Origin of the sequence: Chryseosolibacter indicum, assembly GCF_018598585.1 — a bacterium.
Classification (GTDB): Bacteria; Bacteroidota; Bacteroidia; order Cytophagales; family Cyclobacteriaceae; genus Chryseosolibacter; species Chryseosolibacter indicus.
Window position 1 is genome coordinate 1 of sequence record NZ_JAHESD010000008.1, and the last position, 13,007, is coordinate 13,007.

Sequence of the window (13,007 nt, forward strand, 5' to 3'; positions counted from 1 at the left end):
CTAGACTCCTATCTTAATTCGGAATTTCATTGAAATTGCACTTCTGACCTTACTTCTGATGAGGGATTTTGAGGGCAGAGCGGTATTTTTGCCCTTCTTATGAAATTCACTTTAGTCGCTAAAGATCAGCAGTCGTCAGCCAGGGCTGGTGTATTGGAAACTGATCATGGCAAGATTCAAACGCCTATTTTTATGCCTGTTGGTACTGCAGGATCAGTAAAGGCAGTACATCAGCGGGAACTTGAACAGGACGTACAGGCTCAAATCATACTCGGAAATACATATCACTTATATCTTCGGCCGGGTATCGAACTGCTGGAGAAGGCCGGAGGACTGCATCAATTTAATGGATGGAAGAAGCCTATTCTAACGGATAGCGGAGGATACCAGGTCTATTCATTGGCTGAAAACAGGAAAATAGTTGAGGACGGCGTAACCTTTAAGTCACATATAGATGGCTCACGTCATCTCTTTACACCTGAATCTGTCATGGATATCCAGCGCACTATTGGTGCTGATATTATCATGGCTTTTGATGAATGTACTCCTTATCCGTGCGACTACAGTTATGCCAAAACATCTATGGAGCTAACCCATCAGTGGTTAAAACGGTGTGTCGCACGTATTAATTCTACCGAACCTAAATATGGATACGAGCAGGCATTGTTTCCTATTGTACAGGGCAGTGTTTATAAAGATCTTCGGGAGCAGTCGGCAGAGTTTATTGCATCACAAAATCAGCAAGGTAATGCTATTGGTGGCCTATCAGTAGGTGAGCCCCATGAAGAAATGTATGCAATGACAAGCCTGGTGTGTGGTATTCTTCCTGCTGGTAAACCTCGGTATCTGATGGGGGTAGGAACACCCGAGAATATTCTCGAGTGCATTGCACTTGGTGTTGATATGTTTGACTGCGTAATGCCTACACGCAATGCGCGTAATGGCATGCTGTTTACTACACAGGGTATTATTAATATCAGGAACGAAAAATGGAAAGATGACCTTTCACCAATTGATGAGACCCTGGGTGGTTATGCAAGCACGTTTTATTCAAAGGCATACTTGAGGCATTTAATTATTAATAAAGAAATATTAGGCGCACAAATTGCTACCCTACAGAACCTTACCTTCTACCTATGGTTGGTTAAAGAAGCGAGGAAGCAAATTGAAGCAGGCACCTTTACTGGATGGAAAAACCAAATGGTGAAGAAGGTTTCGCAGCGGTTATAATTTAGATAACGGATGAAATTACTTGACAAATATATTATTAAGCAGTTTTTGAGTACCTTCTTCTTCGTGGTGCTCATCCTGCTATCTGTTATTACCGTGATAGACATGACGGATAAGATGGATAAGTTTGCCAAGGCTAATCTTAAGGCTGCTGATATTCTAGGTTATTATGCAAATTATCTTCCCTGGATCGGAAGCTTAATAACGCCGATTACCATTTTTATAGCGACAGTGTATGTGTGTGCACGAATGGCAGGAAGAACAGAAATTATTGCTATTCTTAGTAGTGGCGTGAGCTTTAAAAGAATGCTGTTGCCATACTTTACGGGTGCATTTGTTGTAGCTGTTATCAGTTTTGTGCTGGCAGGTTGGGTTATCCCAAATTCAAATAAGAAAAAGCTGGCTTTTGAAGTTCAATACCTGAAAGGAAAGTTCTACTACGACAAGCGGAATATTCACATACAAGTTGCCCCGGAAATTTACCTTTATCTTCAGAGTTACAATAACACAACCAATACAGGTTATCATTTTTCTCTTGAGCGTTTTGAAAATAATAAGTTGGTGGAGAAGCTAACAGCAAATCGCATTGAGTGGGATTCTGTAAAGCAGAAATGGAAGGTAAGAGACTATACTATAAAGAAAATAGATCGGGTGTTTGAGATGACAAGCTTATCCAAACCAGGTGGAGGTACCATAAGCAAGCTTGACAGTATGGAGCGTAAGGGTAGTTCTATGGATACCGCACTGGTAATTCATCCGAAGGAATTTGAGAGTGATTACCGGAAGTACGATGGTATGACTTTGAATGAACTTAACGATTACATTGAGACACTTCGCTCGAGAGGCTCAGCAGGTGTTGAGGTATATGAAGTTGAAAAGTATTCAAGGTTTGCCTCACCTGTTGCAATTTTTATCCTGGTGTTTATGGGCGTGATCGTATCCTCAAGAAAGAGCAGAGGAGGGACTGGTGTTCAGATTGCGTTGGGATTCGTTCTTTCGTTTATATTCATTTTGTTCTTTACACTCTTCCGAACTTTTGCTGAAAATGGTCAATGGTTACCGGAGATCTCAGTATGGATACCCAACATTGTTTTTGGGGTCATTTCTTTAGTCATGTATAAATACGTTCCGCGATAAATGGCGTCACAAGGCGATTACCTGAAACTTCACTTTATAGTTTTTTTGTGGGGCTTCTCAGCAATACTGGGAAAATTGGTGACAATACCTGCGGTAGAGATGGTATTATTCCGGTCTCTAATTGCAATTGCAGGTATGGGTCTCGTTATATATTATAGCAAGGGCATCTTTAAAGTTACCGGCAATCAGCTTATTAAACTATTGCTTATTGGTTCTGTAGTTGCGCTTCATTGGATTGCTTTTTTTGGATCAGCACGTGTTTCTAACGTATCGGTAAGTCTTGTTGGCTTTGCTACTAACTCGTTATGGGCGGCCATTCTTGAGCCGTGGTTTAACAAGACCAAAATGAAGAAATTTGAAATTGTACTTGGTTTCGTTGTATTAACGGGGCTTTATATCATATTTTCATTCGACTTTCAGTATAAGCTGGGTTTGATATTTGGAGTATTGGCTGGCTTTACATCAGCGTTGTTTTCGGTATTTAATTCAAAGATGGTAAAGGGAATTCCGGCAAGAACAATTACTTTTTATGAGATGATAGGTGTGTTTGTGACAACTGCGCTTTTTCTACCAGTGTACAAGCACCTCTGGGCCGCGAATAACCAACTTCAGCTTATTCCTGGCGCATGGGACTGGGTATGGATAGGCTTGCTGGCTGTTGTATGTTCTGTATACGCCTATACCGTAGCAGTAGAGCTAATGAAAAGGATTTCTGTTTTTATGATCCAGTTAACACTTAATCTTGAGCCAGTTTACGGTATCATCATGGCCGTGATCATCTTCGGTCAACAGGAAAAGATGACTTTAAACTTTTATGTTGGCACGCTGGTGATCCTAGGTGCAGTAGTCTCTTATCCGCTGTTAAAGCGAAGATTTGATCGGGTTATTTTGCCCATGGAGTAGGCAATACTGCTCTGGTAGATGTTGGCATTAAGATAGTTCTTCTGAACTATTTGCTTCCAGGGATGGAACTGACCATATCATATCACTGTGCTCTGATGTAAGTTAGGCATACCTTGCCATACCCTAGGTTAACCCTAGCTAAAGCCTGGGCAAAGGGTCTCTCCACTCTTCCTACACTCTTTCTCCACTCTCTGTGCACCCTTCGCTGTGATTTTTGAATAATTATTGAAGGAATATAATGCGGTTAATTAATGGGGAAATGCCTTCAAGGAAATGAAGAGATAAGATACGAAATAATCGAAATAAATTAAAGGTAAAAGGCAGAATTAAGATCAGTAAAGAAGTTGGCCGGACCAGTGCGCCATTGACTTAAATTTCTCAGGGATACTTTGATCTTTGGAGAATATTCCAAATACGGAAGCTCCAGAGCCACTCATGCTAGCATACAATGCTCCCAAGTTATAAAGCGCTTGTTTGATCCTTTCTATTTCAGGATATTTTTTGAACACACTTACCTCAAAATCGTTCTTGATTAAGTCCTTCCAGGATTGCAAAGGAGTTTGTATAAGTAATGTCTCTAAATCTTGTTCTGGTTTAGCAGGAGACACACCTGCGTATGCTTCTGCAGTAGAAACGTGTATCTCAGGTTTTATGAGAATAAGAAATTTATCTTTCAGCGTGAGTTCTATATCTGAAAGAATTTCTCCGCGTCCCATGCCGAGTTGCGGTTTGTCCTGAATAAAAAATGCACAGTCACTTCCAATTTGAGATGCATAAGCTTGAAGTTGTTGCTGCCCAAGATTCAGATTAAAGATGTTGTTTAGAATTCGGAGACAATATGCAGCATCGGATGATCCGCCTCCAAGGCCAGCGCCGGTAGGAATAGTCTTATGAAGATGAATTTTGACCTCGGGTATTGAGAAGTCTTTTTTAAGAAGACGGTAAGCTTTAATACAAAGGTTATCATCATTATCACCAGGGATAATATTACCACTGGTTGAGAATGAAAATTCGTTTGAAGGGATAACCTCAAGGATATCAGTCCAAGGTACAGGATAAAAACAGGTACTGATGTCGTGATAACCGTCCGATCTTTTACTGATGATATTAAGACCAAGATTGATCTTGCAGGGAGGAAAGGTTATCATGTTTGGTTTTGCGGTTTAATGTCGAAGGTTTAAAGTTCAAAGTGCTTTTAGCCTTGAACCTTAAACCTCAAACTTTAAACAATTTATTTGGTAAGTCTTTCAATAAGATCTTGTGTGATACCGGTAGAAGAGAAACCACCATCATGCATCAGATTCTGCATTGTAACCATACGGGTAAAGTCAGAGAACATAGCAACAATATAGTTAGCACAGTCATCAGCACTTGCATTGCCCAGAGGGGACATCATTTGTGCATAATCATAAAACACATCGAAGCCGGAAATACCTGCTCCCGCTGTTGTTTTGGTAGGGGACTGAGAGATGGTATTAACTCTTACTTTTTTAAGTTTTGCAAAACGGGCACCATAGCTTCTTGCAATAGATTCAAGTACTGCTTTAGCTTGAGCCATGTCAGAATAATCAGGGAAAGTACGCTGAGCAGCTATATAAGTAAGGGCAACTATGGAACCCCACTCGTTCATAGCATCGGTTTTCTCTGCTGTTTGTAGGACTTTATGGAAGGACACACCTGAGATATCAAGTGTTTTAAGGAACCACTCGTAGTTAAGGTCGCCGTAAGGTCGGTCTTTGCGAACGTTAGGACTCATTCCGATTGAGTGAAGCACGAAATCGAGCTTACCACCAAGTATTTCTACTGATTTTGAAAAGAGGTTATTTAGGTCCTGTTCAGATGTTGCATCAGCAGGAATAATTTCTGCGTTACATATTTTTGCAAGTTCATTTATTTTTCCCATACGCATTGCAATAGGGGCATTGGTAAGTGTAAAAGAACCGCCTTCTTCTTTTACTTTCAGGGCTGTTTTCCAGGCGATTGAATTTTCATCCAAAGCTCCAAAAATGATTCCGCGCTTTCCTTTAAGAATGTTATAAGACATGGTGTTGGTTTTTGAATAATTGGGCGGCAAATTAAAAATTCAATTTGATTAAATAAAACTAAGTAGTTTAAGCGAAATTGACGGTTACCGATGACATTGTTAATAATTAATAAGCAGGTGAACTTCTTAAGGAGATTTTTAATAAAATTCGCGAGTCTTTTACAGCATTAATGAAAATAAAGAAAAGAGAACAACCAATAGGAATATTTGATAGCGGTATAGGCGGGCTCACTGTTGCTCATGCTATTAAAAAACTACTTCCTAACGAGCAGATGATTTATTTTGGTGATACGGCACACTTGCCGTATGGTGACAAATCAGAGGCTGCAATTCAGGCATATTCAATTCGAATTACAGATATCCTTCTTAAAAAAGGCTGCAAGGTTATAGTTATTGCTTGTAATTCTGCAAGTTCGGCGGCTTATGAACTGCTGCAGGAGTACGTTAACAGGAACATTCATATTATTAATGTGATCGATCCTATGGTTGATCTTGTTACTCAGAATTTTGGGAATAAGCAGGTAGGATTAATTGGTACCAAGCGTACGGTGCAATCGGGCGTATATGCTAAAAAGATCGCAGAAGCGAGTAAAGGTATTACGCTTAAATCTCTTGCTACTCCGTTGCTGGCACCTATGATAGAAGAAGGTTTTTTTAATAACCAGATCAGTCATGAAATAATAGCACAGTACCTTTCAGATGCCGAACTTCAAAATATCGAGGGATTGATACTTGCCTGCACGCATTACCCGCTAATCAAGAAGCAAATCGATGAATACTATAATGGTAAGATGTCGATTCTCGATTCCTCAGAAGTTATTGCGAAAGCTTTAAAGACTTACCTTGAAAATGAAAATCTTCTCAATACAGGCGATGTATTAAATGATCATTTCTTAGTGTCAGACTATACTGAATCATTTGAATCTTCTGCCCGGTTGTTTTTTCATGAGTCAGTGCAATTGGAAAAGCATGCGTTATGGAATTAATTTAAAGAGAGTTGCCAATTAGTTAGCGACAATTTTACATCTTTATGTGTTTTTTCTATTAGTAATTTGAGTACAATCATTTTCATACTTCCTTTTATTCTTGTCTATACTGTTTTGGTAATTTATGCGGAACGGAAAATATCCGCTTTTATCCAGGACAGACTTGGGCCAATGGAAGTAGGTTATTATGGGATAGCACAAACAATAGCAGATCTTTTTAAACTCCTTCAAAAGGAGGATATTGTACCATCAAACTCCGACAGGACGTTATTTAAAATAGCTCCCCTTATTATTTTCGTCTCTGTATTTGCGGGCTTCTCTGTTTTGCCATTGACAAGCAGTTGGGAAGGTGCTGCAGTAAACACAGGGCTCTTTTTTCTACTTGCTATCATATCATTGGATGTTGTCGGCATTCTTATGGCCGGGTGGAGTTCCAACAATAAATACAGCATGTTGGGAACGATGCGATCTGCGGCTCAGATTATTTCTTATGAAATTCCGATGGGATTATCTGTCTTGTGTATTGCTATTGTTTCTCAATCACTTAATCTTCAGGATATTTCTTTTCAACAAGGAATTTACAGTAAGGAAGCTAAGTATTTATTTGATATACCTTCTTTGGGTGTGAATGTAACTTCGATTGGTGGATTTCTCGCGTGGAACGCGTTCCGCGTTCCTTTTTTATTTATAATCTGGATTATATTTTTTATTTCATCGCTGGCTGAATGTAATCGGGCCCCATTTGATTTGCCAGAAGCTGAATCAGAAATTGTAGCAGGATTTCAGACAGAGTATTCCGGTTTCAGGTGGGCTGTAATTATGCTGGGGGAGTATGCAATGATGCTTTTAGTCAGTATATTAGGGGCGATATTGTTTTTTGGAAGTTGGAATACGCCATTACCAAATATTGGAGTAGTTAAATTGGCGAATTGGACAACCGGGCAAGCCGGAACGTGGTATTCTTTTGCCTGGGGGATATTTTGGTTATTAATTAAGTCACTATTTTTTGTAGCAGTGCAAATTTGGGTGCGTTGGACATATCCACGGTTAAGGGTTGATCAGTTAATGAATTTGAGCTGGAAATACTTAACACCTTTTGCCCTGTTTTTCTTAATACTATGCGCATTTTGGAAGATAATTTTTGTTTAAGAATCGTGCGGACTCTCCTGATAGGCTTTCTCGTGTTTTTTATTTCCGGTATTGGATTTACACAATCTAAAATAGATAGCCTTACAAACGAGCTGCGCAAAACTTCTATTGCTGATACTTCAAGAATAGAGGTGTTATTATCGCTTGCAAAGGCTTATCAATATTCTGATTTTGAAAAAAGTAAAGGATATGCTGAGGAGGCTATTCAGCTTGCCGAATCGAAGGATCTGAAAAAAGATCGTGCGGAGGCTTATCAAACTATCGGCGCCCTTTATACTACCAGCGGAGATTATACTACTGCACTGAAGTACGATAACATGGCTTTACAGCTAAATCTTGCTTTTAAGGATAGTACAGCAATTGCTCGCAATTACAATGGTATAGGTAATGATTACTACGATCTGGGCGAGTACGACGAGGCCTATCACTTTTTTACTCAATCTTATAAAATGGCGAGAGCAATTAAAGATTCGTTGCGAATGATAGTTGCGCTTCATAATGTAGGAAGGGTTTTTAAAGAACTAGGGCAATATGACAGGGCCCAGAATTATTTTAAAGTATCTCAGGCAATGAGTGAAAGAACGGGTGATGCCGAAGGATTGCCTTATACTTTAAGTGAAATAGGTGATGTTCAACTCAGGAAGGGTGATTATGACTCGGCGTTGATCTCTTTGACTAACACTTTAAAGCTAACTAGGGAGCAGAATATTTTGGCTCTCGAGCCCAGAGCGTTGAACAGATTGGCTACCATCTACCTTCATAAGAAAGATTATAATAATGCACTTGCCTACTACGATACAACCAGAAATCTTCATGTGAAAACCAATAACCAGTTCGGTATAGCTGAAGTTGAATTGGGAAGGGGTAGCGTGCTGATGGCGCAGGGTAATTATGATGAGGCTATCAAAAATATCAGTAGTAGTCTTGAGATTGCACAGAAGTCGAACGCTAGAATATTAGAGAAGGAATGTTATGGACAGCTCTCCCGTATCTGGGAGTTGAAAGGAGATTACAAAAAATCACTTGAGTTTTACAAGAAGCATACCGAACTTCAGGATACGTTGTTTAGTCACGATATGCAGGAAAAGCTGTTTCGTGATCAGATAAGATTTGAGACTGAGGACAAGGATTCGTTAATAGCAGCGCTTAGTCGTGATAAAGATGAAAAAGAGGATCAGCTTAAGCGGCAGGAATTCATCCGAAATATTCTTGTCGTTGTAATGGCGTTGAGTGTGATACTACTGGCGACAGTTTACAGAAGCGGTCAGCGCAGGCGCGAGATCAACATGTTGTTACTGAAGCACCAGGAGGAGACGGAAAAAAGAAGTGAAGAGCTTGAAAGATTAAACCAGGTAAAAGACAAATTTTTCTCCATCATTTCTCATGATTTACGTTCACCGATCAATGCTTTAGCTGGCTTGCTTGATCTTTTGGATAAGGGAGCGGTAAAGCCGGAAGAGTTTCCTATTCACATTAGGGAATTAAAAACAAGGTTTAATCATACAAGAACATTATTGAATAACCTGCTCGACTGGACTTTGTTGCAAATGGATAAGTTAAACCTGCATGCAACGAAAATTGACATTCAGAAAATTGTAGACGAGAACATCCAGCTTTTAGGTGCTGTTCAAACAAAACAGATCCAGATGATAAACAATGTTCAGAGCCCAACCATTGCATTTGCAGATTCGAACACAGTTAATCTTGTAATCCGAAACTTAATGACGAATGCCATTAAGTTTACCAATGATGGAGGCTCAGTGGTTATAGCGTCTCAGGAAAAGGACAATGAGTGTATCATCTCCGTTACTGATAATGGTATTGGAATGAATCATGATGTACTCAGGATTCTTTTCGATAAAACTGCACCTTATACAACCAGAGGAACGGCAAATGAAAAAGGTACCGGCCTTGGACTTATTCTCTGTAAGGAATTTGTAGAAAAGAATGGAGGAAGAATTTGGGTGGAAAGTGAAGTTGGAAAGGGAAGTACTTTCTATTTCACATTGCCAAAAGGCTAATTAATTGAATTTTTTACGCGTAAGCCTATCTTTTTTATCCCTATTTTTGTTCAGTTGGTATGGCAAGTGAACAAAAGAAATATTGGTCAGATCTAGGAGAAGCTGTTAAGTCCCTTTCTCAGGGACTTAAGCTAACTTTTAACCATATTTTATCTTCAAGAAAAACACTTAAACCCCTATCAATTGCCGATAAGGATTATTTCAGGGAAACGGAAGGTATTGCTACGATACAGTATCCCCACCAGATAATACCTATTCCTGATAACGGTCGGTATAGATTGCATAATGAAATAGACGATTGCATTGTGTGTGACAAATGTGCTAAGATTTGTCCTGTCAACTGCATTACCATAGAACCAATAAAAGCGGTAGAAGAAATCGGAAAAACTTCGGATGGTACTTCTAAAAGAATATATGCAGCAAAGTTTGATATTGACATGGGGAAGTGCTGCTTCTGTGGTCTATGTACAACAGTATGTCCTACTGAATGTCTTACAATGACTAAAGTATTTGACTTTAGTGTTACTGATATTCGTGAGCATAATTTTGCTTTTGCAGAAATGACAGAAACGCAAATATCAGAAAAAAAGAAAATCCTTGAAGAGCATCAGAAAAGTAAAATAGTTGCTCAGGCCCCTTCAACCAATCCTTTAGAGGTAAAGAAAGGCGACGAGGGAGCAACAACTTCGACGCCTGCAGTGAAGCAACCAGGTGCTCCCAAGCCTGTATTCAAACCGAAGATGAAACCACCAGGCGCACCACCTTCTGCATGAGTAGTTATTCTATAATACTATACGGTTTTATATTGATAGCATTAATTTCTGCTATAGGTATTCTTGCTGTAAATAATGTTTTTAAGGCCGCTTTGTTTCTACTAACATGTCTTCTTTCTCTAGCGGCCATTTATGTATTATGTTTGGCAGAGTTTGTGGCTGTAACTCAAATTCTTGTATATGCAGGAGGAGTTGTGGTGGTTATAATCTTTGGGATTATGCTAACCACAAAATTAACAGGTAAACCTTTGGAAGTTAAAAATGGCAACCTGTTTCCCGGGTTGTTAGCCGCGCTTGCGTTTGCTTCAATGCTTGTAAAGTATCAGAGCATGATGGCAACTTCAACTGCTGAACTTTCTACTATGAGTGAAAATCTTGTATCGAAGACGGGGGTTGAGTTAATGACGAACTATGTTCTTCCTTTTGAATTAGCAGGGTTACTTTTGTTAATGGCTCTGATAGGTGCCGCAGTAACAACACGTTCAACTCCGGAATAAAAACATTATGATTGAAGCTCTTCCGCTCCATATTTTAAGTGCATTTCTTTTTGCAACAGGACTGGCCATTGTTATTATAAAACGCAATGCCATTGTGGTGCTTATGGGTATTGAGCTAATGCTAAATGCTTCGAATGTTAACCTGATAGTTTTTAATCGCATGCATCCATCAACTTTTGATGGACAAATGTTTGCCCTATTTGTTATTATTGTAGCTGTTTGTGAAACTGCTGTAGGGCTCGCAATAATATTAAGGGTTTACAGATTTTATAAGACATCTGTGCCTGATCATATACAAGAACTTAAAGGATAACATTGGAGGATAGCTTTCAACATGCGCACGGTTTTCTTCAAACGGTGGTACTGCTCACCTTGTTCTTACCATTAATATCCTTTGCTCTATCTATAATTATCTCGTACCGGTACGCCTGGATTGTTTCAATAAGTGCTCCCTTGTTTTTACTTGCCAGTGCTGTATGTGCTACAATAGCATTATTTAGCCAGTGGAATGCACCTGACGTGTTGATGAAGTTTAACTGGTTTACACTGGGGAAGGATGTCTTTTCAGCAGATCTGTTGATCTCTAATCTCGTTTTGCTGATGTTGTTTGTAGTCGCACTTATTTCTTTTCTGGTACATCTATATTCTGTAGGATACATGGCAGGTGATAAGAATATCAAAAGATACTTTGCCATGTTAGGGTTCTTTACTTTCTCTATGCAGGGGATTGTTCTTTCTGATAGTCTGCTTGTATTGTTTGTATTTTGGGAGCTTGTTGGATTCTCATCCTACCTTTTGATAGGACATTATAGTGAAAGTATAAATGCAGGACGTGCTTCAAAGAAAGCTTTTATACTAAACAGAATTGGGGATATAGGATTTCTTGTTTGCCTGATGTTGGTGTGGTCAAATCAACATTCGTTCAATATAATTGAGATAGTTGGAGGAGAGCCAAGTGAATGGAAGACTTACGCCTCACTGTGCCTTTTCTTTGGTGTGGTAGGTAAATCAGCACAATTTCCCTTGTTTACCTGGTTGCCTGATGCCATGGAAGGCCCCACTCCTGTATCCGCCCTAATGCACGCAGCTACGATGGTAGCTGCGGGCGTATATTTAGTTATAAAAGTGTTTCCTTTTTTTACCCCTGTAACATTAGAGGTTATTACTATTATAGGACTTGTCACTGCATTAATTGGTGGGTTTTCTGCCTTAGCTCAATTTGATATAAAGAAGATACTTGCTTATTCTACAATTTCACAGCTGGGATTAATGCTGATAGGGGCAGGCGCGAGCATGCCAGAAGCTGCGTTACTTCACTTATTAACGCATGCCTTTTTTAAGGCGTGTTTGTTTTTGGGAGCTGGTGCAGTGATACATTCATTACATCAAGCGCAACGACAAGCCCATGCTCATTTTGATGCTCAGGATATCCGTTGCATGGGGGGATTATCTAAAAAACTCCGATGGACATTTGCCACCTTTGTTGTTAGTGGTGCATCATTGGCAGGTATTCCATTTTTCTCCGGTTTTTTATCGAAGGAAGCGTTGCTTACTTCTGTCTGGATGCAACAAGGGTATTTCTCTGCGATTGTCTTCTTAGGCTTTGCAATTGTTTCTGTTCTTACCGTGCTGTACACCTATCGTCTAGTATATTTTGTGTTTTTAGGTGAGAGCAGGATGGTTAAGGAACTACCTGTTACGGAGATTCCTTTAATTATGAGAATTCCACTAACAATTCTTGCTGTAGGCTCGTTTTGGTTTGTTGTTTCATGGAGCCCTTTCGACTTTAGCGGTTGGCTTTTTGAGTATTCAAAGACACGCGCACCTATCGAACTAACAATAGGCTCTTCGGTAATTATTCTGGTTACACTTTTTTTCAGTACAAAGATTTACAGGTCGGGCGTTGCTCATACAAGTGATGTTCTCAGAAACGGTTTTTACGTTGATTCTTTTTATAACAAAGTGAGCTTATATGCGCTCACGCCAATTTATAGGGCTACACTTTTTTTGGACAGAAAAGTGATAGATGGAGGAATTCACTTTAGTGTATACGCACAAGTTACATTTGCACATGTGGTAGCCTGGGTAGACAGACAAATTGTTGATGGATTGGTTCACCTGGTAGCCGGCGTGGCTTCAGGCATTGGATCGTTAATAAGATCTTTTCAAGGTGGAAAAATTCAGCATTATGTGTATTGGGCAGTTTTTGCAATCATTATTTTTCTAATTTGCGTTTTAAAATAACGATTAAAGTAATCAGATAAAGT

General features: G+C 39.5%; 12 protein-coding genes. 10 read left to right on the forward strand and 2 right to left on the reverse strand.

Annotation, left to right across the window (positions count from 1 at the left end; translation table 11 throughout):
- Nucleotides 1-99: 99 nt before the first annotated feature.
- From tgt to KK060_RS05445, 3 genes are read left to right on the forward strand one after another with little or no spacing between them, the layout of a single operon-like run.
- Nucleotides 100-1,230 carry a tRNA guanosine(34) transglycosylase Tgt gene (gene tgt / locus KK060_RS05435; protein ID WP_254152682.1) on the forward strand — a complete coding sequence of 377 codons (1,131 nt, stop codon included), beginning with the start codon at nucleotides 100-102 and terminating at the stop codon, nucleotides 1,228-1,230.
- 12 nt (nucleotides 1,231-1,242) lie between these two features.
- Entirely contained in the window at nucleotides 1,243-2,367 is a 1,125-nt protein-coding gene (locus tag KK060_RS05440; RefSeq protein ID WP_254152683.1) for an LptF/LptG family permease, read from the forward strand.
- Nucleotides 2,368-3,270 (forward strand): DMT family transporter, encoded by a 903-nt coding sequence (locus KK060_RS05445; RefSeq protein ID WP_254152684.1) that lies wholly within the window; start codon nucleotides 2,368-2,370, stop codon nucleotides 3,268-3,270.
- A gap of 332 nt (nucleotides 3,271-3,602) precedes the next feature.
- Here KK060_RS05445 and ispE read toward each other — a convergent pair whose 3' ends face one another.
- Both ispE and KK060_RS05455 read right to left on the reverse strand, forming a co-directional pair.
- The gene (ispE, locus tag KK060_RS05450; RefSeq protein ID WP_254152685.1) at nucleotides 3,603-4,418 is read right to left on the reverse strand and encodes a 4-(cytidine 5'-diphospho)-2-C-methyl-D-erythritol kinase; all 816 of its coding nucleotides are present in this window, start codon (nucleotides 4,416-4,418) and stop codon (nucleotides 3,603-3,605) included.
- 83 nt (nucleotides 4,419-4,501) lie between these two features.
- Nucleotides 4,502-5,314 (reverse strand): enoyl-ACP reductase FabI, encoded by an 813-nt coding sequence (locus KK060_RS05455; protein WP_254152686.1) that lies wholly within the window; start codon nucleotides 5,312-5,314, stop codon nucleotides 4,502-4,504.
- A 170-nt stretch (nucleotides 5,315-5,484) separates the two neighbouring features.
- On the opposite strand from KK060_RS05455, the gene murI reads away from it, so the two are divergent.
- From murI to KK060_RS05490, 7 genes are all read left to right on the forward strand, one after another.
- Nucleotides 5,485-6,300: a glutamate racemase gene (murI, locus tag KK060_RS05460; RefSeq protein ID WP_254152687.1), complete on the forward strand. Its 816-nt coding sequence runs from the start codon at nucleotides 5,485-5,487 to the stop codon at nucleotides 6,298-6,300.
- 66 nt (nucleotides 6,301-6,366) lie between these two features.
- Nucleotides 6,367-7,449, forward strand: a complete 1,083-nt coding sequence (locus KK060_RS05465; RefSeq protein ID WP_254152688.1) for a complex I subunit 1/NuoH family protein — start codon at nucleotides 6,367-6,369, stop codon at nucleotides 7,447-7,449.
- Nucleotides 7,450-7,454: 5 nt separating this feature from the next.
- Nucleotides 7,455-9,470, forward strand: a complete 2,016-nt coding sequence (locus tag KK060_RS05470) for a tetratricopeptide repeat-containing sensor histidine kinase (RefSeq protein ID WP_254152689.1) — start codon at nucleotides 7,455-7,457, stop codon at nucleotides 9,468-9,470.
- A 59-nt stretch (nucleotides 9,471-9,529) separates the two neighbouring features.
- On the forward strand, nucleotides 9,530-10,243 hold the full coding sequence (locus KK060_RS05475) for a 4Fe-4S binding protein (protein WP_254152690.1): 714 nt from the start codon (nucleotides 9,530-9,532) through the stop codon (nucleotides 10,241-10,243).
- Nucleotides 10,240-10,740 carry an NADH-quinone oxidoreductase subunit J family protein gene (locus KK060_RS05480; protein ID WP_254152691.1) on the forward strand — a complete coding sequence of 167 codons (501 nt, stop codon included), beginning with the start codon at nucleotides 10,240-10,242 and terminating at the stop codon, nucleotides 10,738-10,740. Before KK060_RS05475 ends, KK060_RS05480 begins: the two co-directional genes overlap by 4 nt.
- Before the next feature lie 7 nt (nucleotides 10,741-10,747).
- Nucleotides 10,748-11,053, forward strand: coding sequence for an NADH-quinone oxidoreductase subunit NuoK (gene nuoK / locus KK060_RS05485; RefSeq protein WP_302180014.1), 306 nt, complete (start codon nucleotides 10,748-10,750; stop codon nucleotides 11,051-11,053).
- A 44-nt stretch (nucleotides 11,054-11,097) separates the two neighbouring features.
- A complete protein-coding gene (locus KK060_RS05490; protein WP_254152781.1) occupies nucleotides 11,098-12,984 on the forward strand; it encodes an NADH-quinone oxidoreductase subunit 5 family protein in 1,887 nt (628 codons plus the stop codon).
- Nucleotides 12,985-13,007 lie beyond the last annotated feature (23 nt).